Annotated in this window: 20 protein-coding genes and 1 tRNA gene; 15 read left to right on the forward strand and 6 right to left on the reverse strand. The window is 70.2% G+C overall.

Translation table 11 applies throughout. The annotated features are described in order from the left end of the window. The first annotated feature begins 1 nt into the window (after position 1). The 4 genes from Q344_RS0112080 to Q344_RS26695 are packed head-to-tail and all read left to right on the forward strand — an operon-like array spanning position 2 to position 3,049. Positions 2 to 634, forward strand: coding sequence for a MotA/TolQ/ExbB proton channel family protein (locus Q344_RS0112080; RefSeq protein ID WP_028286937.1), 633 nt, complete (start codon positions 2 to 4; stop codon positions 632 to 634). Continuing rightward, positions 631 to 1,056: an ExbD/TolR family protein gene (locus tag Q344_RS0112085; protein WP_028286938.1), complete on the forward strand. Its 426-nt coding sequence runs from the start codon at positions 631 to 633 to the stop codon at positions 1,054 to 1,056. Before Q344_RS0112080 ends, Q344_RS0112085 begins: the two co-directional genes overlap by 4 nt. Continuing rightward, the gene (locus Q344_RS0112090; protein WP_028286939.1) at positions 1,053 to 1,457 is read left to right on the forward strand and encodes an ExbD/TolR family protein; all 405 of its coding nucleotides are present in this window, start codon (positions 1,053 to 1,055) and stop codon (positions 1,455 to 1,457) included. Before Q344_RS0112085 ends, Q344_RS0112090 begins: the two co-directional genes overlap by 4 nt. Then, positions 1,457 to 3,049 carry a DUF4384 domain-containing protein gene (locus Q344_RS26695; protein ID WP_051630589.1) on the forward strand — a complete coding sequence of 531 codons (1,593 nt, stop codon included), beginning with the start codon at positions 1,457 to 1,459 and terminating at the stop codon, positions 3,047 to 3,049. The genes Q344_RS0112090 and Q344_RS26695 overlap by 1 nt, the downstream gene beginning before the upstream one ends. Positions 3,050 to 3,058: 9 nt before the next feature. On the opposite strand, the gene Q344_RS0112100 is transcribed toward Q344_RS26695, so the two are convergent. Beyond that, a complete protein-coding gene (locus tag Q344_RS0112100; protein WP_084178463.1) occupies positions 3,059 to 4,504 on the reverse strand; it encodes a caspase family protein in 1,446 nt (481 codons plus the stop codon). 155 nt (positions 4,505 to 4,659) lie between these two features. On the opposite strand from Q344_RS0112100, the gene Q344_RS0112105 reads away from it, so the two are divergent. The 5 genes from Q344_RS0112105 (at position 4,660) to Q344_RS0112125 (ending at position 15,801) form a co-directional block, all read left to right on the forward strand. Further along, positions 4,660 to 5,679, forward strand: coding sequence for an OmpA family protein (locus tag Q344_RS0112105; protein ID WP_244881785.1), 1,020 nt, complete (start codon positions 4,660 to 4,662; stop codon positions 5,677 to 5,679). A 32-nt stretch (positions 5,680 to 5,711) separates the two neighbouring features. Continuing rightward, positions 5,712 to 7,079, forward strand: coding sequence for a hypothetical protein (locus tag Q344_RS0112110; RefSeq protein WP_028286942.1), 1,368 nt, complete (start codon positions 5,712 to 5,714; stop codon positions 7,077 to 7,079). A gap of 214 nt (positions 7,080 to 7,293) precedes the next feature. Beyond that, positions 7,294 to 9,024 (forward strand): ShlB/FhaC/HecB family hemolysin secretion/activation protein, encoded by a 1,731-nt coding sequence (locus Q344_RS0112115; RefSeq protein WP_244881786.1) that lies wholly within the window; start codon positions 7,294 to 7,296, stop codon positions 9,022 to 9,024. Continuing rightward, a complete protein-coding gene (locus Q344_RS0112120) occupies positions 8,984 to 13,879 on the forward strand; it encodes an MBG domain-containing protein (RefSeq protein WP_084178396.1) in 4,896 nt (1,631 codons plus the stop codon). The genes Q344_RS0112115 and Q344_RS0112120 overlap by 41 nt, the downstream gene beginning before the upstream one ends. Positions 13,880 to 13,890: 11 nt before the next feature. Further along, positions 13,891 to 15,801: a caspase family protein gene (locus tag Q344_RS0112125; RefSeq protein ID WP_028286945.1), complete on the forward strand. Its 1,911-nt coding sequence runs from the start codon at positions 13,891 to 13,893 to the stop codon at positions 15,799 to 15,801. Between the two features lie 58 nt (positions 15,802 to 15,859). On the opposite strand, the gene Q344_RS0112130 is transcribed toward Q344_RS0112125, so the two are convergent. From Q344_RS0112130 to Q344_RS0112145, 4 genes are all read right to left on the reverse strand, one after another. Further along, positions 15,860 to 15,935, reverse strand: a tRNA-Thr gene (locus Q344_RS0112130). Positions 15,936 to 16,020: 85 nt separating this feature from the next. Beyond that, complete coding sequence (locus tag Q344_RS23855) at positions 16,021 to 17,571, reverse strand: heme biosynthesis protein HemY (RefSeq protein WP_051630591.1); 1,551 nt, start codon at positions 17,569 to 17,571, stop codon at positions 16,021 to 16,023. Between the two features lie 66 nt (positions 17,572 to 17,637). Beyond that, positions 17,638 to 19,011, reverse strand: a complete 1,374-nt coding sequence (locus Q344_RS23860; protein ID WP_051630593.1) for a COG4223 family protein — start codon at positions 19,009 to 19,011, stop codon at positions 17,638 to 17,640. Positions 19,012 to 19,061: 50 nt separating this feature from the next. Further along, positions 19,062 to 19,784, reverse strand: coding sequence for a uroporphyrinogen-III synthase (locus tag Q344_RS0112145; protein WP_028286946.1), 723 nt, complete (start codon positions 19,782 to 19,784; stop codon positions 19,062 to 19,064). Between the two features lie 72 nt (positions 19,785 to 19,856). Between Q344_RS0112145 and tsaD the strand changes: the two genes are divergently transcribed. The 4 genes from tsaD to Q344_RS0112165 are packed head-to-tail and all read left to right on the forward strand — an operon-like array spanning position 19,857 to position 22,597. Then, positions 19,857 to 20,945: a tRNA (adenosine(37)-N6)-threonylcarbamoyltransferase complex transferase subunit TsaD gene (gene tsaD / locus Q344_RS0112150; protein ID WP_028286947.1), complete on the forward strand. Its 1,089-nt coding sequence runs from the start codon at positions 19,857 to 19,859 to the stop codon at positions 20,943 to 20,945. Next, positions 20,942 to 21,901, forward strand: coding sequence for an NAD(P)H-dependent glycerol-3-phosphate dehydrogenase (locus Q344_RS0112155; RefSeq protein ID WP_028286948.1), 960 nt, complete (start codon positions 20,942 to 20,944; stop codon positions 21,899 to 21,901). The genes tsaD and Q344_RS0112155 overlap by 4 nt, the downstream gene beginning before the upstream one ends. 1 nt (position 21,902) lies before the next feature. Then, positions 21,903 to 22,175, forward strand: a complete 273-nt coding sequence (locus Q344_RS0112160) for a YciI family protein (protein WP_028286949.1) — start codon at positions 21,903 to 21,905, stop codon at positions 22,173 to 22,175. Next, on the forward strand, positions 22,175 to 22,597 hold the full coding sequence (locus Q344_RS0112165) for an EVE domain-containing protein (RefSeq protein WP_028286950.1): 423 nt from the start codon (positions 22,175 to 22,177) through the stop codon (positions 22,595 to 22,597). Before Q344_RS0112160 ends, Q344_RS0112165 begins: the two co-directional genes overlap by 1 nt. Before the next feature lie 480 nt (positions 22,598 to 23,077). Here the strand turns inward: Q344_RS0112165 and ahcY are convergent, their stop codons facing one another. Next, positions 23,078 to 24,472, reverse strand: coding sequence for an adenosylhomocysteinase (ahcY, locus tag Q344_RS0112170; RefSeq protein WP_028286951.1), 1,395 nt, complete (start codon positions 24,470 to 24,472; stop codon positions 23,078 to 23,080). 214 nt (positions 24,473 to 24,686) lie between these two features. On the opposite strand from ahcY, the gene Q344_RS0112175 reads away from it, so the two are divergent. Then, positions 24,687 to 25,283, forward strand: coding sequence for an HD domain-containing protein (locus Q344_RS0112175; protein ID WP_028286952.1), 597 nt, complete (start codon positions 24,687 to 24,689; stop codon positions 25,281 to 25,283). After that, positions 25,280 to 25,750: a GNAT family N-acetyltransferase gene (locus tag Q344_RS0112180; protein WP_028286953.1), complete on the forward strand. Its 471-nt coding sequence runs from the start codon at positions 25,280 to 25,282 to the stop codon at positions 25,748 to 25,750. The genes Q344_RS0112175 and Q344_RS0112180 overlap by 4 nt, the downstream gene beginning before the upstream one ends. Positions 25,751 to 25,902: the final 152 nt, after the last annotated feature.

Here is a 25,902-nt window from a genome sequence, read left to right on the forward strand (position 1 = left end):
AATGCCCGGCGCCCTTCTCGAGACCGCGGGAAGCGGCGGGCCGATCATCATCATCCTCGCGATCCTGTCGCTGCTCTCGATCGCGTTGATCGTCGGCAAGGGCCTGTCGCTGGCCCGCGTCCGGTCGGGCCGGGCCCGGCGGGACGACGCGCTGGTGACATGGGCGAAGGGCGACCGCGAGGCGGCATCGGCGGCGGTCGCGCAGGGCGGCGCCCCGGCCGACCGCGTTCTCGCCTACGCGATGGAGGCGACCCGCAGGAAGATGCCGCGCAAGCCGCTCGAGGCCGAGCTGATGCGCCGCGGCAATGCCGAGGTGGAGGCGATGTCCCGCCATCTCCGCCTGCTCGAGCTGATCGCCATGGTCTCCCCGCTGCTCGGCCTGCTTGGCACGGTGCTGGGGATGATCCAGTCGTTCCAGCAGCTCGAGATGGCGCAGGGCGCGGCCAATGCCTCGGTGCTGGCGGGCGGCATCTGGCAGGCGCTGCTGACCACCGCCGCGGGGCTGATCGTCGCGATCCCGGCGGCGATCGGGGCCGGGCTCCTCACCACCCGCGTGGACGGCGCGGCCCATGACATCGAAACCGCCGTCGGGCAGTTCTTTCTGCTGGAGGACACCGGAAGCACCACGCCATGAAGCTCGCCCGGTATCACTCCGACAAGGCGCTGATCTCGCTGGTCCCGCTGATCGACGTGATGCTGATCCTGCTGGTCTTCTTCATGGTGACCTCGACCTATCTCAACCTCGACATGATCCCCTTCGTCGAGCGCAGCGAAGAGGCGCCGGCGGACGCGGGCGCGGGCGCGGCCTCCGAACCGGCGGGCACCCTGCTCCTGCGGATCTCGGCGGACGGGCAGGCGATCCTCGCCGGGCAGCCGCTGACCGATGAGGCGCTCGGCGCCGAGATCGCCGCGCGGATCGCGGACAACCCGCTGCTCTCGGTCGTCGTCCTGCCGTCCACGCGCGCGACCACGCAGGACCTCGTCTCGGTGCTGGACGCGCTGACGCTGGCAGGGGCGACGCGCATCCGGCTGATGCAGCTGGCGGCGCAGCCATGAAGCTGAAACGGCCGCCCCGGCGCAGCGCGCCCGAAACCATCGTCGCGCTGATCGACGTCGTCTTCTTCCTGCTCGTCTTCTTCATGCTGATCGGCCGGCTCGACGCCACCTCCCCGTTCGAGCTGCGCCCGGCCCGCGCCGTCACCGGCACCGACATGCCCGCGGGCGGGGTCACGCTGGCCATCGCGGCGGACGGCGCGCTGGCGCTCGACGGCGCGGAAGCGGACGCCGCCGCCGTGCTGGACCGGATCGCCGCCCGGCTCGAGTCCGCGCCCGACACGCTGGTGCGGGTCAACGCGGACCGGGCCGCGCATCTGTCCGAGGTCCTGCCGCTGGTGGCCGGGATAGAGGCACTGGGCGCCCGCGACGTGATGCTCGTCGTCACGCCGGAGCGCGAGTGATGCCCCGCGCCGCGACATGGGCCGCGGCGCTCGGCGGCTCGCTCGCCCTGCACGCTGGGGCCGTGGCGCTGATCCTGCCCGCACTGGAACCGGAGCCGGTCCCCGACCAGCCCAGGCAGCGCAGCAGCATGGCGCTCGAGACCGTCGAGGCGCCCACGACCGAGGCCGCGGCGCAGGCACCGCAGGCCGACCCGGCGGCAGAGGCCGAAGCCGCGGCAGCCAGCCTCGATGCCGCCGCCGTGCCGCAATCCCGGGCGCAGCCGCTGGCCGCCCCGGTCGAGAACGCCGCGGCCGTTGCTTCCCCGGGCACACCGCTGCCCGCCACCGCCGCCACGCCGGAAACCGCCGTCGCCACGGCCGCCTCTGCCGACAGGCTCGCCGCAACCGCGCCGCCGGCCGCCTCCGCCGCCCCGGCAGCGGTTCCGGCGCAGTCGATCCCCACGGACACGCCCGCCGCCGCACGCCTCTCCGCCGATGCGCCGCAGGCGGTGACGGCCGCGTCCGTCCAGGCCGCCGCGGCAAGGCTCGCGGCCACCACGCCGGAGGCCGCGGCGCTGCCCGCCCTCCCCGCGCAGGCCGCCCCGGCGCCCCCCGTCGCCGTGGCGTCCGAGCCCGCCGCACCCGCACCGGTCACCGCCGACCGGCTCGCCCCCGGCGTTCCACCCGCCAGCGCCATGGCCGCGGCCAGCCCCGAGGGCGATAGGCTGCCCGAGACCCGGGCCTCCGGGCTTGCCACGACCGCCCCCGGCGCACCGCTGCCCGAGACGCGGGCGACCGCGACGCTCGCCTGGCGCTTCGGCGACAGGCTGGTGACCGATCCGCAGGCGCTGGCCACGATCCAGGCCTTCATGGCCCCGCAGGTGCTGGAGGGCGCGGCCGAGCTGCGGGACGATCTGGCCTCGGTCCTGACCGGGATCGACTGTGCCCGCGTCTCGGCCACCTTCCTGCCCGAGAGCGGCGCGCTCGAGCTGCGCGGCCACGTGCCCGACCCCGCGCTGACGCAGCCCCTGCTCGACGCGCTGCGCGGGCAGGTCGGCGAGGGGATCCCGATCCGCGCGAACCTTCTGCACCTGCCCGCGCCGCAATGCGGGGCGCTGGCCGGGATGGCCGCGACCGGGCTGCCGCAATCGACCGACCAGTTCACCAATCCGCTTCTGATCGGCGCCACCGCGCAGGCCCGCGACTTCAGCTATACCGAGGGCCAGCGGCTGCAGTTCGACATGACGGCGCCCGATTACGATGCCTTCGTCTACGTGGATTACTTCGCCGCCGACGGCTCGGTCATCCACCTCGTGCCGAACGAGGTCATCCCGCTCACCCGCCACGCGGCGAAATCCGTGGTGCCGGTCGGCGGCGACCTTGCCGGTCGGGCGGGGCTGAGGATCACGATCGGCCCGCCGTTCGGGCAGGAGATCGCGGTCGCCTTCGCCGCGTCGGTGCCGCTCTACGAAGGCTTGCGGCCGATCAGCGAACCCGCGGCCCCCTACCTGGACGTCCTGACCGAAAGGATCGCCGCGGCGCGCGCGGCCGATCCGGCGTTCAAGGGCGAATGGGTCTACTTCTTCATCACCACCGCACCCGCCAGTCAGTGAGCCCGGGCCTCACCGGCAGCCGCCCGCGGCCCATTGCCTGAGGACGCGCTTGAAGGTCCCGCCCATCGGATGCTCTTTCTGGAGCGCGCGCGAACCGGCGTCCGAGACATAGGTCTGGCCCTGATCGCAGAGGGCCTCCCGCGTCCACTGGTGGCATCCCGAACAGCTCTGGTCCTTCCAGGCGCTGTCCGGCAGGCCCTCGATCGGCGGGTAGAGCGGTGTGCCCTGGGTGATCTCGGTGATCGTCCGCCCGATCATCTGCGGGCTCCCCAGGGACAGCGGCCGGTCGAAGAAGATGTCGGGCACGCTCGGTTCGGCAGGCGCCTCGGGCGCGGCGGCGGCGGGCGGCGTCGCGGCCTGCCCCGTCCGCGTCTCGAGCGCGGCCAGCTCGATCTTCACCAGCTCGGCAAAGACCCCTTCCGGGTAGGCGTCGAGATAGGCGCGATAGCCTTCCGGCGTGCCGGCGGCGCGGGCGGCCTCCATCAGCTCGGCCTCCGAGGCGGCGGGCGCCACCGGGGCCGGGGCCGCGGGCTGCGGCGCGGCCGGAGCGGAGAGTTCCTCGGCCATCACCTCCTTCAGGAGGGCGCGCGCCTCCTCGGCCTTGCGCCCGTCGGGGTAGGAGCGGAGGAAGAGCATGATCTGCACGGAATCCCGCGTCGGCGCGACGGATTTCCACAGCTGCTCCTCGGCGAAGGCTTCGGGGCTGAGCTCTTCGCCGGCCTTGAAGACGAAATCCTGCGTCAGCGATGACGTGTCCCAGGGCGTCTGCGCGCCGCCGGTCTGCCGGATGACCTCGACCCGGACCGCCTTGAACATCTGCTCGATCGGCAGGTCCTCGGTCTGCATCGCATCGGCCAGCGCCGCGGTGAAGGGGCTGTTGTCGCCAGTCCCGTCCAGCGCCACCGCCCCCGGCGCCGTGGCATAGGCCAGGAAGGTGCCGGTCGGCGCCTTCATCTCGGCCAGCCCGTTGTCGTCCATGTCGGGAATGTCCTCGAACGGGTTGTTCCGGCAGGCGTCGAGGATCACGATGTTGATCCGGTTCCGCGCCGAGGCCATCTGGCGCAGCACGCTCGCCGCCTCGAGCCCCACGAGGTCGAGGTCCGCGGCCACCGTCAGCTCGGTGTCCACCGGCAGCAGGTAGTTCGCGCCGAAGGACTGCACCCCGTGCCCGGCGTAGTAGAAGAGGCCGACCGTCTCGGGCCCCGCCACCCGCAGCCGGCGCCCGAATTCGGCGACCGCCCGGATCAGCTCGTCCCGCGTCGCATTCTCGACCAGGGTCACGTCGAAGCCCAGCGGCCGGAGCGTCCCGGCCAGGAGCGCCGCGTCGCGCGTGGCGTTGTCCAGCGGCGAGACCGCGCCGTAATTGCCGTTCCCGATGACGAGGGCCACCCGCTCGACAGCGCGGGCGGGCAGCGCGCTGGCGAGCAGCATCATGACGACGAAAGCGAGACGCATCATTTCCCTCGTAACCCCCGGCGATACAACGTCAGCGCGCGCGCCGGACCGGAAGATCATATAACAGTTGCCTTGACGCTGGGGTAACATGTTATCCATTGGGCGTATTTTACCGGACGTTTCATATGATCATGCTGCGCCTTTCCGCAATCTTGTTGCTGATATCCCTCGCCATCTCCGGGGGCGTGCATGCGCAGCCGTCCCCTTTCGGCGACGGATGGACGCTCGAACCGGGCGCCTCCACGCTCCAGTTCCAGTCGATCAAGAACGAGTCGAAGATCGAGACGTCGGGCTTCGCCACCTTCACCGGGGCGATCTCTCCGTCGGGCGAGGTGGCGCTGACCGTCCTGCTCGACAGCGTGGACACCAGGATCGACCTGCGCAACGTGCGGATGCGGTTCCTCTTCTTCGAGACCTTCACCTTTCCCGAGGCCAGGGTGAGCGCGCGCATCGACCCCGCCACGATCGCCGATCTGCCCAGTGTCCGGCGCAAGACCATCGAGATGCCCTTCACGCTCGACCTGCACGGCGTCACGCGCGAGATCACGGCGCCTCTGTCGCTCACGCTGATCGGGGATGACCTCGTCGCGGTGTCCACCGCGGAACCGATCGTGCTGCCGGTGGCCGATTTCAACCTGTCCGAGGGGCTCGCCAAGCTGGAAGAGGCCGCCAACGTGAAGATCGTGCCCTCGGGCTCGGTCAGCTTCGACCTGATCTTCCGCAAGACGGCCGGGGGCCCGGCGGCGCCGGTGTCGGCCGCGGCGCCGGCGACACCTGTGGCGCTCGAGACCACGGGCAACTTCTCGCACGAGGCCTGCGTCGGCCGGTTCGAGATCCTCTCGCGCACCGGCAACATCTATTTCGCGCCGGGCTCCGCGCGGCTCGACGACGCCAGCGCACCGCTGCTCCGGCAGGCGGCGGACATCATCACCCGCTGTCCGGACCTGAAGGTGCAGATCGCCGGGCACACGGACGACATCGGCAGCGCGGCCGCGAACATGCGCCTGTCCGAACGCCGCGCCGCCGCGGTCGAGGCCCACCTCGCCGCGCAGGGCATCGGCGGCGGGCGGATCAGCTCGACCGGCTACGGCGAAGCGCGCCCGATCGCCGACAATTCGACCGAAAGCGGACGGGGCAGGAACCGCCGCATCGAGTTTTCCGTCGACGGCTCCTGAGCCGCCGACCAGAGGAACAGGGAGAACCGGACATGGCACTGATGACGAAGGACGACCTCGCCGGGCTGCAGCAGATGTTGCAGAAGGCCCGCCAGCGGCCGATCAGCTTCGGGCTCTGCATGGGCAAGAAGCCCGAGGACACGGTGATCTGCACCGACCTCGTGAAATCCCCCGACGTGATGATGCGGCAGGCGAAGAAGCAGGGCGAGACCGCCAAGCTCACCCAGGGCACGCTGACCGTCGAGGGCAAGATCATCCTCTTCAGCTGCGAGACCGATCCGCCCAAGGGGTTGAAGAACAACCTCAAGAAATTCCTGCTGAAATCCGACATCACGATGAAGCCGCGAGTGCTCCTGCCCGGTGGCGGAGAGATGGCCGACGAGGACGGCGAAGACGGCAACGAGCTGGACGGCGCCGACACCGGCACGGCGGAGCCGGACGCGGCGCAGGACACCGGCCCCACGCCCGAGCCCGTGCAGGCCGGCGACAGCGACAACGGCAATGACAGCACCGACGGCACCCCCGGCAGCGATTCGGACATGCAGGAGGATCCGCTGGCCGGGGAATGGGCGCAGGCCCTTGCCCGGCTCGGCCCCGCCGTCCGGAGCTTCGCGGCGGGCGACGATCCCAAGGCCGCGACGGTCGCCAAGGCATGGGCCGGCGCCGAGGGCGCCGCGGCCAAGGGCCAGTACAAGGTCGCGCTGGCCGTGGTGACCAAGATCGAGCCGCTGCTCGGCGCGCAGGGCATTCGGCCCGCGCCCGAGGCGCCGCAGCCCGATCCGCTGGCCGCGAAATGGGCGGCCGTGGCCCCGGCGCTCGAAAAGCTCTACACCGCCGCGATGGCCCGCAATCCCGAGAACCGCCAGAAGCTTCAGGCCGCCTGGGCGATGGCGACCGAGAAGGCCGGAGCGCAGGATTACAAGGCCGCGCTGACCATCGCCGAACGCCTGAAACCCGCGCTCGACGCCGTGGTGAAGGCGGCCCCGGCCGCGGCGGCGCCCGAGGTGCCAAGGGACGTCGTGCCGTTCCAGAAATCGCGGGTGCTCTGGGCAAAGACGCGCTCCACCATGCGCAGCGAACTGGGCAAGCTGCAGAGCGCGATCGACGCGGTGGCAAGCCAGAACGCGGATCTCGAGATCGATTCGTCGGGCCTCTTCGAACACCTGGAGGTCTTCGACGACGCGCTCGAGGACATCCTCGACCGGATCACGACGACTCCGGACGGGCAGGAGCGCGAGGCCCTGAAGAAGCAGGCGATCGCGGCGATCGAAAGCTACCAGGCAGCGCTGTCCTCGGGCTTCTTCTCGGACGTGGACAAGAACAACGGCTTCGCGCCGGTCGCGATCACCAGCACGGCGGTCAATTCGCTCTCGACGATCTCGCGGGTTCTCTCGGCGTGACGTTACGGCACCGCATCGGAAGGGAATCGATGCGGTGCCCTCACACGAAGGCTGACGCAGGCGATTCGCGCTGCTAGCGTCATGGCGGACCGCACAGCTTTCGGGATCATTGACCGAGGGCGCGCAATTCAGGGTTGATCGGTTCGCAGGATGCGCGATGGTCTGCCGGGGGTCTGCGGGTCGCCAGATTGATTTCGGAAAAGGGAATTTCCACGTGAGGGTGACAGGTCCAGGACGCAGGAAACCGACCGCGGCACGGCTCCGCAGCGCCGCGCTGCTGGCGATCGCCACGCTTCTCGCCGCCCCGGTGCAGGCCCAGACGGCCAGCCAGATCACCCCGCGGGAGTTCACGCCGGAGCTGCAGCGCCTCAGGGGGTCTGTCGTCTTCACCGGCCAGCCCGGCACCCAGCCGCCCCCGGGATCCGAGGCGATCGGCATCACGCTGTCGGGCGTCGACCTGCAGAATCCCCTGCCGCAGATGGCCGGCGCCAACCGGGCCTACGTCGGCCGTCTGACCCGCGGCCGGATCCCCGTCTCGGAACTGTTCGAGGCCACCGCCGCGCTCGAGGCCGCCTATGCCGACGCGGGCTATGTCCTTGCCCGGGTCGTGCTGCCGCAGCAGAGCCTGCGCGACGGCGGGCGCCTGCGGGTCGTCGTCGTGAACGGTTTCGTCGAGACGGTCGACACCAGCAACGTCGATCCGAACATCCGCCGCCGCATCGACCAGCTCACCGCGTCGCTGGTGAACCGCCCCGGTCTGACCCGCGAAGAGCTCGAGCGCCAGCTTCTGCTCGCCGGCGACATTCCCGGCACCGCGCTGCGGTCGGCCATCGCCGCGGGCGAGGCGCAGGGCGCGACGGTGATCGGGGTCGACCCCGAATACCGGCTCATCACCGGCTTCGTCGGTTTCGGCAACCCGTCGAGCACCGAGCTGGGCGAGTTCAACCTGAACACCGGGATCGAGATCAACAGCCCCTTCAAGCTGGGCGAGACGCTCTATGCCCGGCTCTCCGGCGCGCCCGAGAAACTGTTCTCGGAGGATCCGCGCAGCCGGGTCTTCGCGCTCGGTGCCGCGGTGCCCGTCGGCATCTCGGGGGCCAGCGTGAACGTCGAGGCGACGTTCAGCGACACCATGCCGGACGACGCCGCCGCCCCGACGCGGTCGGATTTCGACCGGCAGTCCTTCAGGTTCTTCTATCCGTGGAAACGCGGGCGGATCCTCAACGTCACCGGGCAGGCGATGCTCGACCTCCAGCAGGAGGAGCAGGCGCTCATCGGCGGCGGCACGATCTTCCGCGACCAGCTGACGATCCTGCGGGCTGGGGCGAACATGTCGCTCTTGCTGCCCGACAGGTCCTTCACCCAGGCGGCGCTGGTGCTGTCGCGCGGGATCGACGCCTTCGGCGCCCGGACGGCGGCCGAGGCGGCGGGCGGCCCGCCGCTGTCGCGCGCCGGGGCGGACGCCACCTTCACCAAGCTCGTCGGCTCGGCCTCGCACCAGCGGGACCTGTCCGAGCGGATCGCGCTGTCGGTCACCGGCCGGTTCCAGACCTCCTTCGGCCGGCCGCTGGTGAACTCCGAACAATTCGGCCTGGTCGGCGGCTCGGAATTGTCGAGCTTCGACAACGGCGCCCTGCGCGGCGACAGCGGCGCGGTCGTCCGGGCCGAGCTCTCCACCCGTTTCGACAGCACGATTTCCGAGCTGCCGGTTTCGTTCAGCCCCTATGTCTTCGCCGGCTACGGGGTGGCGAAGCTCGAGAACCCGACGGCGCTGGAACAATCCATTACCAAGGCGGCCTCCTACGGGATCGGCCTGGATGTCGCCTCCTCCATGAATTCGAGCTTCCGGTCAGGCAGCATGCGCATTGAATACGGCATAGGGACACGAGACGATGCCACACCAGATGAAAAGCGGTTCAGCATTTCCGGCACCTTCCGTTTCTGATCCTCGCCCGCGCGGACGACGCGCCCTTGTCGCCGCCCTTCTGGGCGGGGTCGCGCTGCCCGGCGCGCTGCTGGCCGATCCGCTGCCGACCAGCGGCACGGTGGCAAGCGGCACGGTCGGCATCGCCACCCCCGGGGCGCAGAGCATGGTCATCACCCAGGGCAGCGACCGGGCGGTGGTCAACTGGGACAGCTTCTCGATCGGGTCCGGCGCGCATGTCGACATCCGCCAGCCCGACGCCGGGTCTGCCCTGCTGAACCGCGTCACGGGCGACACCACCAGCGCGATCCACGGCCGCCTGACGGCGAACGGGCAGGTGCACCTCGTGAACCCGAACGGGATCTTCATCGGCGCGAACGGCAAGGTCGACGCCGGCAGCTTCGTCGCCTCGACGCTGAACATCTCGGATGACGATTTCCTGGCCGGCCGGCTGCGCTACGGCGGCACCGGGGCTTCGGGCACGGTGCGCAATGCCGGCAGGGTCACGGTGGTGCCCGGTGGCTATGCCGCCTTCCTGGGCGGCCGGGTGCGCAACGAAGGCGTCGTGACGGTGCCCATGGGCCGCATCGGCTTTGCCTCGGGCGAACGGGTGACGCTGGACCTCTCCGGCGACCAGTTCCTGCAGGTGGCGATCCCCACCGGGGGCGACGACGACGGCAAGGCGCTGGTCGAGAACTCCGGCACCGCCAGCGCCGAGGGCGGCCTGATCGAGATGCGGGCCGCCACGGCCCGCGAGGCCGTGCGCCACGCGGTGAACCTCTCGGGCGTGGCCGAGGCGCGCTCCGTCTCGGTGCGCAACGGCGTGATCACGCTGGGCGGCGGCGCGGGCGGGCGGGTGACCGTCTCGGGCCGCGCCACGACCGCCGCGGCGGCCCCCACGGGGGCCGTGCTCACCTCGGCCCGGCCGCGCGCGCGGCCCGAGGTCCGGATCACCGGCGCCCATATCGACTTGGCCGGCGCCCGGATCGACGCCAGCGGCGCGGGCGGGGGCGGGCTGATCCGCATCGGCGGTGACTTCGCCGGTGCCGGCGCCCTGCCCCGTGCCGAGACCCTGACCGCGGACGCCACGACCGAGATCCGCGCCGATGCGATCGGGACCGGCGATGGTGGCCGGATCGCGCTCTGGTCCGACCTGCGGAGCGACGTCGCCGCGCGGCTGAGCGCCCGGGGCGGGGACAACGGCGGCGACGGCGGCTTCATCGAGGTCTCGAGCGCGCGGACGCTCAGCTATTCCGGCCTGGCCGACACCCGCGCCCCGATGGGCGCCTGGGGCACGCTGCTGCTCGACCCCCAGGATATCGTCATAGACCCCGGCGCGGGCGGCGAGGATACGCTCGAGGCCAACCTCGAGTCGGGCAACGTCACGCTCGACACCTTCGAGCCATCCGTGCCCGACGCGGGCGACATCACCATCAATGCCAATATCGACTGGATGGCCGAAACAACCCTGACGCTCGACGCGGACAACGACATCTTCCTGAACGGCGCGATCAACGGACCGAACGGCGGCTTCAGCCTCTTCGCCGCCGGCAGCATCACGCCCGCCGCCGCGGTGAATGTGGACGACTTCAGGCTCTTCAACGGAAGCTGGAGCCAGCTCGGCACCCTGCCCGCCTTCGACGTGGACAGCTTCTCCCTGTCGAGCGGGGCGACCTTCCTGCGCGCGCTCGGCGGCGACGGCGGCACGTCTCCCTACCGGCTGACCGACATCTACGGCGTGCAGGGCGTGGGCACGCTCCCGGGCGACAATTTCGTGCTGGCCAACGATATCGACGCGAGCGGGACGCTGTTCTGGTCCAATTTCGACGGTCTGGGCTTCGCCCCGATCCAGAGCTTCGACGCCGTGTTCGACGGTGACCAGCACAGGATCTCGGGTCTCTATTCCGAATCCGGGTTCGAGGGGCTGAACAACACGGCGATGTTCTACAACATCGGCTCCAACGCGACGGTGCGCGACCTCACCCTCTCGGATGTCGAGATCGTCGGACGCGGCGCCGCGGCGCTCGCCTATATCAACAACGGGCTGATCGAGAACACGCGCGTCTCGGGCACCGTGACCTCGGAGGGCTATGTCACCGGCGGGCTCGTCGCGATCAACAACGGCACCATCGAGGACAGCGCGATCTCGGTCGACGTGACCGCGACCCATGTCTCGGACGGCGAGGTCAACACGGTCGGCGGGTTCGTCGGGTCGAGCTCGGGCAGCATCGCCCGGTCGAACACCACCGGCTCCGTCACGGTCGTCAATTCCGCAGGCGCGATCTCGCTCGATGTCGGCGGCTTCGCCGGGCGCGGCGACGGGATCACCGATTCCTATTCCTGGGCCGATGTCGACGTCTCGGGCGGCAGCGACCCCGATGCCACCATCGCCGTCGGCGGCTTCATCGGCACCGTGACCGGGCCGGTCACGCGCTCCTATTCCACCGGCGCGGTCACGACGTCCGGAAACGCCACTTTCTCGACCGGCGGCTTCGCGGGGCGGGATCTCTCCTCCGGCGGCACGGCCAACAACCTCTGGGACGTCCAGTCCTCGGGGCAGGCAACCAGCGCGGTCGGCACCGGGTTGTCCACGGCCCAGCTGCAGGACACCGAGGCGTTCTTCGGCCTCGCCGCCATGGCCGGGGGCGATTTCCTCCAGGTCTGGGCGCCCGGCGACACCGGCTTCTACCCGGTGAACTATTCGACAAGCCCGGTGATCCTTGCCTCGCCCGACGCGCTGAGCGTCCAGTACGGGCTGACCGGCGACGCCTCGGCCACGGGCACCACCTTCGGCGGACCCGATCCCTATGTCTTCGACGCCCCGTCGGATTCGATCGACCCGGCCGACCTCGCGGCGATCTTCGACGACCTGACCTTCGCCTCGACGAATGCGGGCACCACGACCTTCACGCTCGACACGACCTCGGTCACCAGCGCGGGCGGCGTCACGCACCGCGTCATCGACCGGATCGGCGCGGCCGAGATCACCCCGGCGCCGCTGACGATCACCCCCGACGACGTCACGAAGACCTACGGCCAGAGCGTGACGCTGGACGGCTTCAGCACCTCGACGCTCTACTTCTCGGACAGCGTCGACGACGTCACCCTGACAAGCGACGGAACGGCGGGCTCCGCCCCGGTCGTCGGCTCGCCCTATGACATCAACGCGTCGGACGCGACCGGCACGGGGCTCGAGAACTACACGATCACCTACGCGACCGGCGATCTGACCGTGACGCCCGCGCCGCTGACCATCTCCGCCAACTACCAGACGAAGACCTACGGCACCGCCTTCGACTTCGACGGGAACGAATTCACCGCCACCGGACTGCTCTTCGCGGACAGGATAGAGACCCTCGGGCTCGCCAGCGACGGTGCGGCGGCCGATGCCCCCGTGGCGGGCGCGCCCTACGAGATCGAGGCGTTCGAGGCCTCCGGCTCGGGGCTCGACAACTACACGATCACCTATGTCTCGGGCGCGATGACGGTGCTGCGGGCGCCGCTGACGATCACCGCCGACAACCAGACCAAGACCTATGGCGACACCTTCAGCTTCGACGGGACCGAGTTCACCGCCACCGGCCTGCTCTTCTCGGACAGCATCGACAGCGTCGGGCTGTCGAGTGCGGGCGCCGTGAACGCCGCCACCGTGGCGGGCGGGCCCTACGCCATCAATGCCTCGGACGCCTCGGGCACCGGCGCGGGCAATTACGCGATCACCTATGTGCCCGGCACGATGACCGTGGCCCGGGCGCCGCTGACGATCACCGCCGACAACCAGATCAAAACCTATGGCGACACCTTCAGCTTCGACGGGACCGAGTTCACCGCCACCGGACTGCTCTTCTCGGACAGCATCGACAGCGTCGGGCTGTCGAGTGCGGGCGCCGTGAACGCCGCCACCGTGGCGGGCGGGCCCTACGCCATCAATGCCTCGGACGCCTCGGGCACCGGCGCGGGCAATTACGCGATCACCTATGTGCCCGGCACGATGACCGTGGCCCGGGCGCCGCTGACGATCACCGCCGACAACCAGATCAAGACCTATGGCGACACCTTCAGCTTCGACGGGACCGAGTTCACCACCGCCGGACTGCGATTCCCCACCGACACCGTGACCGCGCTCGACCTGTCGAGCGAGGGGGCCGCGGCCGAGGCCACGACCGAGGGCAGCCCCTACGCGATCACCGGCTCGGGTCCGGTCGGATCGGGGCTGGAGAATTACGACATCAGCATCGTCGACGGAGAGCTGTTCGTGACCGAGACGGCCGCGGATCTGCCGCCGCCCCCGCCGCCGGGGCCCGGCGGCCTGCCCAACCCGAACGACACGATCGACATCTCGTTCGGCGTCGGCAGTGACGGCGGTGGCAGCGTGACGGGCGGCGGGAGCGGTGCCGTGGCGCAGGCGTCACGGGCGCTCGCGCGGACCCGCGATTTCGCCGAAGCGCTCGAGTTCAAGGCCGAGGCCTGCGGGCAGGGCAGCGGAGACGTGACCCGCTACCTCGCCTGCATGTCCGACGCGATGAACGATTTCTCGAACGAGCTCGACAGCATCTCGGCCGACCTTCCGCCGGCCATGCAGAACGTGGCCCGGATCGTCGACGCCGCGAAGGCCGGGGTCGACCGCGCCCGGACCCGCGCGGTCCAGCGCCTGGCCGGGGCCACCACCGAGGCCGAGCGCGAGGCGATCCGCCGCGATGCCTGGACCGAGGCGGAAACCGCGATGACCAGCGCCGCGACCGAGATCCGCAAGACCATCGCGCTGGTCCGGGTCGAGGACCCCGAGCTTGCCAGCATCCAGCAGGCGCAGATCACGACTGTGGCAGACGCGATGGATTCCGTCGCCATCACGTTGAGCCGGGTGGCCGACTTGTGACACACTGGGGCATGTCCCGGCTCATCGCGGTCATCCTGTTCTGGAATCTCTCGGCGCTTTCCGCCATGGCGGAGGGCCGGGTCGCCTTCGTGCTGGGCAATTCGGACTACACGTCGGTCAGCCCGCTGGAGAACCCCGAGAACGACGCGCTCGACATCTCGGTCGCGCTCGAGGGGCTGGGGTTCGAGGTGATCCTCGGCTCGAACCTCGACATGGTGCACACCCGCGACGCCATCGCGCGCTTCGCCACGCGGGCGATGAGCGCGGACGTGGTGATGTTCTACTACGCCGGGCACGGCTTCCAGGTCAGCGGGCAGAACTACCTCGTCCCGGTCGACGCGGCGCTCTCCTCCATCGAGGATCTGCCCGACCAGACGGTGCCGCTCACCGACATCATCGGCGCGATGGAGCAATCCGAGGGGATGAAGCTCGTCTTCCTCGATGCCTGCCGCGACAATCCCTTCGGCGTCGGCCTGCCGGGCGCCGATTCCGGGCTCGCCCGGGTCGGGACCGCCGCCAATTTCATGTTCGCCTATGCCACCCAGCCGGACAACGTCGCCTATGACGGCACCGGCCGGAACTCGTTCTTCACCGAGGCGATGCTGAACCACATCTACACCCCCGGCCAGGACCTGTCCGAGCTGATGGTCGCGGTCCGGCGCGACGTGCTGGCTGCGACCGGCGGGCGTCAGGTCCCGTGGGAGAACTCCTCGCTCACCCGGCTCTTCCAGTTCGACCAGAGCCCCGTGACCGCCTCGGAGGAAACGCTCCTCTGGCAGGTGGCGGCCAGCGAGAAGGACGCGGGGCTTATGCAGCTCTACGTCGACCGCTACCCGCAGGGCGCCCATGTCGAGGACGTGGTGGCCTTTCTCGAAACCGGCACGCGGACCCGCGCGATCGGGATGCGCGACGAACGGGCCGAGGCCGAGCGTCTGTGGACCCTCGCCCGGCGCTCGCGGATGCGGCCGCTGCTGGAATATTACCTCGCCCGCTACCCCGACGGCGCCGACGCGCCACAGGCGCAGCGCCTGCTCGACCTGATCCCGCGGGTCGAGGACAGCAGTCCCGGCGCGCTCTGCGAACGGCTGGCGACCCATCCGCGCGACGCCACGGCCGCCAATGCCGGCGTGCCCTTCGAACGGCTGCGCCAGAACGCGCTCGCCGCGATCCAGGCCTGTTCCGCCGCCGCCGTGCAATCGCCGGAACTGCCGCATTACACCGCCCTTCTGGCGCGGGCGACTGCGGCTTCGGGCGATCTCGACCGGGCCGTCCGGCACTACAAGAGCGCCGCGGACCGCGGCGACCTGCGCGCCATGGTCAGCCTCGCGCAGCTGCTCGAGACCGGCACGGGTGTGCCGCAGGACCTTGCCGGGGCGCAGGCGCTCTATGAACGGGCGGCCGAGGGCGGCAGCCCGGACGCGATGATCAACCTCGCCGTCTCGCTCTTCCAGGGTGACCGCGGCGCGCCGGATCCGGAGCGGGCCATCGCCCTTCTGCGCCGCGCGGCCGAGGCCGGCTCGGCCAAGGCCGTCTTCAACCTCGGCGTGCTGGCGCAGGACGGCGCGGTGGACAGCCCGGCCGATGCGCTCGATTACTTCCGCCGCGCCGCCCGCGACGGCGAGAGCGACGGCTATCGCGCCGCGGCGATCCTGCTCGACGAGGGGCGCGGCGTGGACCGCGACCCCGCAGAGGCCTCCGTTCTGCTGCTGCGCGGGGTGGCCGAGGACCGCGGCACGCTGATCCGCCAGCTGACCGGATCGACCACCGAATGGTCGCGCGACACGCTCAAGGCGGTGCAGGAGCGGCTGAAGCAGGCAGGCTACTACGCCGGCACGCTCGACGGCCTGCCCGGCCCCAACTTCAACGCCGCGCTGGAAAAATGGCGCAATGGCGGCTTCAAGCCCGAGGTTCTGGTGAACTGACGCGCCCGGCGCGGGCGGTTGTCCGGACATCTGCGCGAAGGGGGGAGGGTGAGAAGGATGGTGCCGCTGAAGGGACTCGAACCCCCGACCCCATCATTACGAATGACGTGCTCTACCAGCTGAGCTACAGCGGCATCCTTCTCAGGCCGTGCCTGACGGCACCCCAGGCGCCGTGAGCCGGGGCTATAGCATCGGCTGGACGGCTCGAAAAGGGCAATTTTACCCCTTCCGCGCGGAACCCTCCGACCGCGCCGCGGCCTCGTCCGGCGGCAGGATCTCGGCATCCGGGACATCTGCGGCGGCTTCCGGCATGGCGGGTTCCGGGGCCGGCGCGGGATGCGGTGCGGCCTGCGGCGCGGGCGGCTGTCCGGACGGCTCGGCGCGGGGCTCGTCCAGCTTGCCGACGATCAGCGGCAGGGTGGCGCTCGACATCAGGGTCGAGAATTCCGAGGCCGGGGCCTCGCGCCAGGCCAGCGTGTCGAAGGCGCCGCAATTGGTGCAGACCGGGACCCATTCGCCGTGGATATGGCCGCATTTCTCGCAGGTCCACTGCGGCCCGCGCGAGGCCGAGACGGCCCGCGTCAGCCAGCCGCGCACCACCGCGTCGGGCTTGCCCTCGCCGCGTTCGACGGCGGCCATGATCGACAGGGTCCGGGCGTCCGGGCTTTCCACCGCCAGGTCGCCGAGTGCGCGCCGCGCCTCGGGGAAATCCTCGTCCGCGAGGTAGAGCTCGGCCAGAAGCAGGCGCGTCTCGCGATGCTCGGGGTGCGATTTCGTCAGGGCCTTGTAGCGCTTGAGTCGCGCCTTCGGATCCTCGTCGGGCTCGATCTCCGCGAAGGCGGCGGCGAGGTCGGGGTGCGGATGCACCTCCCAGGCCTTCTTCAGCACCCGGGTCGCGTATTTCGGCTTGTCCTGCGCGATGTAGCTGCGCGCGGCCATGACCGCGGCGGGGATCAGGTCGGGTGACAGGCGGTTCGCCTCGATCGCGGCCTCGCGGGCCTCGATCGTGTTGCCCTCGTCGAAGACCCCCTTCGCCTCGGACAGGGCCAGCACGGCGTCGCGCCGCTTGTGCACGTCCCGCGGCAGGGCGCCGTGGCGGAGCTTGGCGTTCAGGGTCGCGCGGGCGCCCTTCCAGTCCTCCTTTTGGGCCTGCAATTGCAGCAGCGTGTCCTGCACCTCGCGATGCGCGGGCTTCAGGGCGAAGGCCTTCTCGGCCAGCTTCATCGCCGTCTCGGTGTCGCCGTCCGACAGTTTCTGCTTCATGATCCCGCGCACGCCCACGAAGCGCGTCCGGTCATCGGCCAGAAGGGCCTTGTAGGCATCCTCGGCCTTCTTGCGGTCGCCGGCCTGTTCGGCCGCCTGCGCGATCAGCAGCGTCGTCAGTTCGGGGCTGTCGAGGTATTTCTGCGCCTTCTGCGCCTTGGCCATCGCCAGCCGCGATTCGCCCGACGCCAGCGCGATCATCCCGTCCCGCACCGCCTGATAGCCCTTCCGCTCGCGGTTGCGGTCGAAATAGCGCGACATCGCGGTCTCGTCGCCGTTGATGAAGCGCAGCACCGCGACCAGCAGGCCGAGCAGCTTGATCAAGACCCAGACCGCGAGGATCAGCACCAGGAGCGAGATCACGGCCGTCAGCGTGTTCAGGTTGTATTCGACCGACCCGATGGCGATCCGCACCGAGCCGTCCAGTTCCAGGAGGTAACTCGCGAACATCGTGGCGGCGGCCACGATCAGGACGAAGAGAACGATTTTCACGAGCGACCAGAGCATGGGCGGGCTTCCTGAATTGCTTTGCGTCTGGCCGGGCCTCCTGGCCCGGCCAATGGGTGGGGCCGCTCAGCTGTCGCTGAGGCTGGCGTTCAGTTCCTCGGCGGCGGCGATGGCGTTGCGCCGGGTCTCGGCCTGTTCGATCCAGCCGGAGAGTTCGGCGCGGGATGCGTCGGGCAGCGTCTCGAGCTCGGCGAGGGCATCGCCCAGCCGTCCGGCCTTCAGCGCGCCCTCGGCACGCGAGAGCACGGCGTCGGCATCATCGCCATCGCGCGGTTCCAGCGAACGGGCCCCCAGGTTGTCCCTGAGGAAATCACCGATCGACCGGCCGCCCGCATCGTTCGCCCGTGCGGCCGACAGGGCACGGCGGGCGGCGTCCGGATAGGCCGCGCGCAGGTCGGCGAGGGAGGGCACGCCGCTTTCGGCATTGGCCGCCAGCGCTTCGGGCACCTCCATCCCGGCCTCCTGCAGATCGGCCAGAGCCGCGGCATAAGGCGCGCCGGTGTCGAGGGCCGAGAGGATCCGCGTCAGCGCGGCGCGTTGCATCGTGGCCGCGGCGGTGGCGTTGGCGTCGCTCTCCATCTGCCGGGCGTCTTCGATCAGCGCCTCGACCTCGGTCCGCTGGTCCTCCATCGCCTGCCGCAGGCGGTCAAGCTCCTGTTCATAGGCCGCGATCGCCTCCTGGGAGACGCTCTCGGTCACGGGCCGCTTCTCGAGCGCGGTGATCCGCTCGGCCGCTTCGGACATGTCGCCGGCCATCACGTCGAGCCGGTCCTGCACCGCGGAGAGATCCGAGCCGAAGCCGTCGAACCGCTCATCCAGGGACGAGAGATCGGGGCCGGCCTCAACCTGCGAGCGGAGCTGGTCGATCGCGGCGGCCTGATCGGACTGCCGCGTCTCGAGTTCGTCCAGCCGGTTGGCGGAGGGGTCGGCGCCGCCGAACATCAGGTAGGCCAGGCCGAAGCCGAGCGCCGCGGCGATGACCCCGCCCAGAAGCGCCGGGAAGAAACCGCCGCCGCTGCGGTCGCGCGCCATCGGGGCCGCGGCCGGCGTGGGGGGCGCGGTCGCGGCTTCGGCAGCCGGAGAGGGCGCTGCGGCGGCGCCGGTGGCAGCCGCCGCGCCATAGGTCCGCGCCATCGAGGCCGGACGCGGGTCATGCCGCACCGATTCGAGGTGGACGTCAGGCCGAGCGGCGACGGCCGCGGTTGCGGCTGCGGCCGCGGTTGCGGGCCGCGGATCATGTTCGACCGCCTCGACCTGCAGGTCCGGGCGCGGGTCGCCCGCCTCTCCGCCTGTCGGCGTATCGCCGGCCTGGGCGCTCATCACCGCGTCCGAGCCCTCCGTCGCCGGGACCTCGGGCGTGCCGGTCGCCGCGTCACCGGGGGCGGCGGCTCTGTCGTCCTTGGCATCCTTGCCGGTCGAAGAAGCTTTCTTTGCAGACACGTCGCGACCCTCTCAATTCCGTATGTGCCGCCGGGGCAGCATGGGGGACATTACTTTGGCGTCCGGCCGCCCTCAACCCGCGCGGCCAACTCGATACTCTCAACCGTCGCCTCCAGCATGGAGCGGAAATCCATCTGACCGGCAATGGTGCATTTCGTCCGGGGCCAGTCTCCGAGCGCGCTGGCGACCGCATCGCTCATCGCAACGATATAGACCGGTGCCGCGGACTTTTCACCCTGTGCCAGAAGTTTGGCGCTGCGGGGCGAGAAGACCGGCGCCACCACGGGGGCCTCGCCGTCCAGCAGCGCGCGCGCCTCGGCGCTCAGCGGCTGCGCCTCCTGCGCATAGACCACGCGGCCCTCGGCGGCGATGCCGGCCTCGCGCAGACGGGCAGAGACATCGACCCGCACGTGCCGGCCGTGAAGATGCAGCCAACGTCCCTCGGGTGCCTCGCTCCGGATCAGTGCCTCGAGCGCCACCGCATCGCCCTCCGCGAAGCGCGCGGGCATGCCGGCCGCCCGGGCCTCTTCGGCGGTGCCGGGGCCGACGCAATAGCAGGGCCGTGCCGGGCCGTTCAGCTCCCGGTAGGCCCGCACCCCGTTGCGCGAGGTGAAGATCACCCCGTCCACGTCGTCCATGTTCGGCAATGTCCCGTCCGTCACGATCCGCATAAGTGGAGAGACAACCACCGGCACCGCGATGCGTTCCGTCAGCGCGGCCGCGAAGGCAGCGCTGTCCGGGGCCGGGCGGGTGAGCAGGACGGTCGGCGTCATGAGGGCGAAGCCATTGTTTGCGTGACCTTCCGGTGTTACCTGCCGTGCAGGCTGGGCGCAACGGACAGGACAATGGGCGAGCGGGTCATCCTTGGGCTGGAGAGCAGCTGCGACGACACCGCCGCGGCCGTGATCCGTGGCACCCCGGGCGCCGCCGTGATCCTGTCGTCCGTCGTCGCGGGGCAGGCCGATCTGCATGCGCCCTTCGGCGGCGTGGTGCCGGAGATCGCCGCCCGCGCCCATGCCGAGAAGCTCGATGGATGCGTGGCGCAGGCGCTGGCCGAGGCGGGGCTGACGCTCGACCGGATCGACGCGGTCGCCGTCACCGCGGGGCCCGGGCTGATCGGCGGCGTCCTGTCGGGCGTGATGTGCGCCAAGGGCATCGCCGCGGGCGCCGGTCTGCCGCTGATCGGCGTGAACCACCTTGCGGGCCATGCGCTGACGCCCCGGCTGACCGATGGCGCGGATTATCCCTATCTGATGCTCCTGGTCTCGGGCGGGCATTGCCAGTTCCTGATCGTCTCCGGCCCCGACGACTTCCGCCGCCTCGGCGGCACGATCGACGACGCACCGGGCGAGGCCTTCGACAAGACCGCGCGCCTGCTGGCCCTGCCCCAGCCGGGCGGGCCGTCGGTCGAGGCGGAGGCGGCGCTTGGCGATCCGGGGCGTTTCCCCTTCCCGCGCCCGCTGCTCGACCGGCCCGGCTGCGACCTCAGCTTCTCGGGGCTGAAGACGGCGCTTCTGCGGACCCGGGATGCGGTGATGCAGGACGGCAGGCTGAAACGCTCGGACCGGGTCGATCTCTGCGCCGGGTTCCAGGCGGCCGTGACCGAGGTTCTGGCCGAGAAGACCCGCCGCGCCATCGCCGAATACCTCGTGTCAGAGCCTGAAACGCCGCTTCTTGCCGTCGCTGGCGGGGTCGCCGCGAACCGGCCGATCCGCGCCGCGCTTGAGCGGGTCGCGCAGGAGAACGGCCTCGCCTTCCTCGCGCCGCCGCTGCGGCTCTGCACCGACAACGCGGCGATGATCGCCTATGCCGGGCTGGAACGCATGGCGGCGGGGGCGGTTGACGACATGACGCTGGTCGCCCGGCCCCGCTGGCCGCTGGACCGCGCCGCGGCGCCGATGATCGGCAGCGGAAAGAAAGGGGCCAAGGCATGACGGGAGTGATCGGCGCAGGGGCATTCGGCACGGCGCTGGCGGTGTCGCTGGCCCTCGGCGGACGGAAGGTGGTGCTCTGGGCGCGGGACGCGGAGGCCGTCGCCCGGATGAACGATACGCGCGAGAACCCGCGCCTGCCCGGCGTGACCCTGCCCGAAAGCCTGGTCGTGACGGATGATATCGGCTCTCTTTCGGGGGATTTCCCCCTTCTGCTGGCCGTGCCGATGCAGAAACTGCGGGACGCGATCCGCGCCCATGCAGCGGTGCTGGACAATCGCCCGCTGGTCGCCTGCTGCAAGGGGATCGAGCTGTCCACCGGCCTCGGCCCCTCCGAGGTCATCGCGGAAGAGCTGCCCGCCGCCACGCCCGCGCTGCTCACCGGGCCCAGCTTTGCCGCCGACATCGCCCGCGGGCTTCCGACCGCGCTGACCCTCGCCTGCGCGCACGGGCCCTGCGCCGAAGAGCTGCAGCAGGCCCTCTCGGCGCCGAACCTGCGGCTCTACCGGACCGAGGACGTGACCGGGGCCGAGACCGGCGGCGCGATGAAGAACGTCATCGCCATCGCCTGCGGTGCCGCCATCGGCGCGGGCTACGGCGAAAGCGCGCGTGCCGCGGTGATGACCCGCGGCTATGCCGAGATGGTCCGCCTGGCCGTGTCCCGCGGGGCGCATGAGAACACGCTCGCCGGGCTGTCGGGCTTCGGGGATCTCGCGCTCACCTGCACCTCCGAGCAATCGCGCAACTACCGTTTCGGCCGCGCCATCGGCGAGGGACAGAGCTTCGATCCCTCTGTCACGGTCGAGGGCGCCGCGACGGCCCACGCGGTGCAGGAGGCGTCCCGCAAGCGGGGTGTCGACATGCCGATCACCGAGGTCGTGGTTGCGCTGATCGACGGGAAGGTGGACATGGAAACCGCGCTCGGGATGCTTCTGTCCCGCCCGCTCAAGGAGGAATGACATGCTGATCGCGCTCATCGCCCGGGACAAGCCCGGCGCGCTCCAGACCCGCAAGGACAACCGCGACGACCACCTGCAATACATCGCCGAGACCGGCGCGGTCTTCCAGGCGGGCCCGCTCCTGGACGAGGCCGGAGAGATGTGCGGCTCGCTCGTCATCCTCGAGGTGGAGGACATGGCCGCGGCGCAGGCCTGGGCCGATGGCGATCCCTACGCCAGGGCCGGGCTCTTCCAGTCGGTCGAGCTGTCGGCCTGGAAGAAGGTCATCGGCTGATGCGCTACTGGCTCTTCAAGTCCGAGGTCTCGACCTGGAGCTGGGACCAGCAGGTCGCGAAGGGCGAGGCCGGAGAGGAATGGGACGGCGTCCGCAACTACCAGGCCCGCAATTTCATGCGCGAGATGGAGGTGGGCGACCTGGGCTTCTTCTACCATTCCCAGAAGGAGAAGGAGATCGTCGGCATCGTCGAGGTCTGCGCCGCGGCGCATCCCGACAGCTCCACCGATGACGACCGCTGGGAATGCGTCGACATCCGCGCGGTGAAACCCCTGCCGAAGCCGGTGACGCTCGAGGATTGCAAGGCCGAGCCGCGGCTGAAGGACATGGTGCTGATCAACAACTCGCGCCTCTCCGTGCAGCCGGTGACCGAAGCGGAGTGGAAGATCGTCTGCGACATGGGCGGGGTCGGAAAGCTCTAGGCGGATCGGGTCACGGCACAGGTCCCGGCAGCGCAGGTGGATCGGCACCGCCATGCCGGGGCGCCACCGGCCACGCCGTCTGCGGCTGTCGGACCATCGGCCTGATGCCGGACTTCTTCCCGGGATGAAAATGCAGGGGGCACGGCCGGACCGGAACCCCCTGCTCCCCGCATGCTCCCACACACGCGTATCGAAAGGATCTCGGGCCGTCCTGGCCATCGGCTCCTCATAGCGCACGGGCGCGGTCCGGAGCAAAGGGTAAGTCCTTCGAATTGTCGGCACCGCCACCGCCCGGACCCGTCGGAACCCTCTCCGGACCCGAGGATGAGCCGGTGGCGCGCCGGGGTGGATGGGGCAATCCCGGGCGCCTCGGGGCGGCTCCGCGACACGCTTGCGGCACATGGGGGACGACATGAAAACGCCCCCGCAGCAACCTGCGGGGGCGTCGGGTTCTCGGCCTCCGGCCGAAGCCGGCCGGGATCAGTAGCGGTAATGCTCGGGCTTGAACGGGCCCTCGGGGCTCACGCCGATGTACTCCGCCTGGTCCGACTTCAGCTTTGTCAGCTTCACGCCGATCCGGTCGAGGTGCAGACGCGCGACCTTCTCGTCGAGGTGCTTGGGCAGAATGTAGACCTTGTTCTCGTACTCGTCGCCCTTGGTGAAGAGCTCGATCTGCGCCAGCACCTGGTTGGTGAAGGAGGCCGACATGACGAAGGACGGGTGCCCGGTCGCGTTGCCGAGGTTCAGCAGGCGCCCTTCGGACAGCAGGATGATCCGGTTGCCCGAGGGCATCTCGATCATGTCGACCTGGTCCTTGATGTTGGTCCACTTGTGGTTCTTCAGGTTCGCCACCTGAATTTCGTTGTCGAAGTGGCCGATGTTGCCGACGATCGCCATGTCCTTCATCTCGCGCATGTGCTCGATGCGGATGACGTCCTTGTTGCCGGTCGTGGTGATGAAGATGTCCGCCGAAGACACGACATCCTCGAGCGTGATCACCTCGTAGCCGTCCATCGCCGCCTGCAGGGCGCAGATCGGATCGACCTCGGTCACCTTCACCCGGGCGCCCGCGCCGCTGAGCGATGCGGCCGAGCCCTTGCCCACGTCGCCGTAGCCGCAGACCACGGCCACCTTGCCGGCCATCATCGTGTCGGTGGCGCGGCGGATGCCGTCGACCAGCGATTCCTTGCAGCCGTACTTGTTGTCGAACTTCGACTTGGTGACCGAGTCGTTCACGTTGATGGCGGGGAACGGCAGGTGGCCCTTCTCCATCATCTTGTAGAGCCGGTGCACGCCCGTCGTGGTTTCCTCGGACACGCCCTGGATCATCGCGCGCTGCTTGACGAACCAGCCGGGGGTTTCCTTCATCCGCTTCCGGATCTGGGCAAACAGGGCCTCTTCCTCTTCCGAGGTCGGGGTGGCGATCAGCTCGTCCTCACCCTCTTCGACGCGGGCGCCGTAGAGGATGTAGAGCGTCGCGTCGCCGCCATCGTCGAGGATCATGTTCGCGCCGCCCTCCTCGAACTGGAAGATCTGGTCGGTGTAGGACCAGTAATCCACCAGCGTCTCGCCCTTCACGGCAAAGACCGGCACGCCGCTTTCGGCGATCGCGGCCGCGGCGTGGTCCTGGGTCGAGAAGATGTTGCACGACGCCCAGCGGACCTGCGCGCCGAGCGCGACCAGCGTCTCGATCAGGACGGCGGTCTGGATGGTCATGTGCAGCGAGCCGGCGATGCGCGCGCCCTTCAGCGGCTGGCTGGCGCCGTATTCCTCGCGCAGGGCCATGAGGCCCGGCATTTCGGTTTCCGCAATATCGAGTTCCTTCCGCCCGTAGGCAGCGAGTTTAATATCCTTGACGACAAAATCTTTGGCCATGTGGCTTCCTTCCGAACGATTATGGAGCGCGGACTAGCACCCGCAGATTAAGCCTTCAATTACAGACACCGCGGTCATGTGCCAACCGGACTTTCCCTGCGCGGTTGCACGCTCACCGGTCGTCTTTGCCCGATTACGCGGCATCGGGCCCCTCCGCCGGTTGATTTCCCCCCCGCCTTCGCCGCAGATGGGCCGCGTTGGAACGGAGGCGGTGATGGCGAAACAGGCGCGCGCATGGCAGCGGATGCTCTCGGGCCGCAGGCTCGACCTGCTGGATCCCACGCCGATGGACATCGAGATCGAGGACATCGCCCACGGCCTGGCCTTCGTGGCGCGCTGGAACGGGCAGACCTTCGGGGATTTCGCCTATTCGGTCGCCGAGCATTCCCTGCTGGTCGAGACGATCTTCGCCCGGATCGACCCGAAGGCGCCGGTGAAATGGCGGCTCGCGGCGCTGCTGCACGACGCGCCGGAATACGTGATCGGCGACATGATCTCTCCGGTGAAGGCCGCCGTGGGGCCGAGCTACGGAGAGCTGGACGCCCGGCTGACCACCGCCATCCACCTGCGCTTCGGCCTGCCCGCGGCGCTGCCGAAGACCGTGAAGCAGAAGATCAAGCGCGCCGACCGGGTCTCGGCCTGGATGGAGGCGGTCGCGATCGCGGGCTTCTCCGAGTCCGAGGCGGACGGGTTCTTCGGCCGCCCCGACCCCTCCTTGCGCGAGGGGCTGTCGATCCGCCTGCGCCCGCCGGTCGAGGCGCGCAACGATTACACCGCGCGGCACGCCGCGCTGCTGGAGGCCATGGGATGATCCACGTCCGCCGCGCAGGCCCGCTGGACGCCGGGGCCATGGCAGATCTGCTGAACGAGGTCATCGCCCGGGGCGGGACCACGGCGCTCACCCGGACCGACATGCTGGAATGGATGGAGCGCGACCCGCTCTCGATCTGGCACATCGCCGAAGATGGGGCGGGCGGGCTGCTCGGCTTCCAATGGGTCGACCAGCACGACCCGCAGCGGCGCGAGCGGCTGCACATCGCCACCTTCGCCCGGGTCGGGCGCACCGGGCTCGGGATCGGCTCGGCCCTGTTCGCCGCCACGCGCGAGGCCGCGCGGGAGGCCGGCGCCCGCGAGATCGAGGCCGAGATCCGGGCCGACAACGCGGGCGGCCTGGCCTATTACCAGAGCCGCGGGTTCGAGGACGCGGGTCGGCGCGAGGGCGTCCTGCTGGAGGACGGCAGCGTCGTGGACAAGGTGGTCAAGATCTACCGTCTGTGACGCGGACCCTGCCCCTCTCACGCCATCCTCGGCCTGGTCCCCGCGGGTTTCGCCTTGACCCACGCGGGCCAGCGCCACGGCTTCCGCTCCGGTTTCACGCGGATCTCCTGGGGCCGCACCTGCATCGCCTTCAACATCTCGTCTGGTAGCCT

The sequence above is a fragment of the Pseudooceanicola nanhaiensis DSM 18065 genome, from assembly GCF_000688295.1.
GTDB lineage: Bacteria > Pseudomonadota > Alphaproteobacteria > Rhodobacterales > Rhodobacteraceae > Pseudooceanicola > Pseudooceanicola nanhaiensis.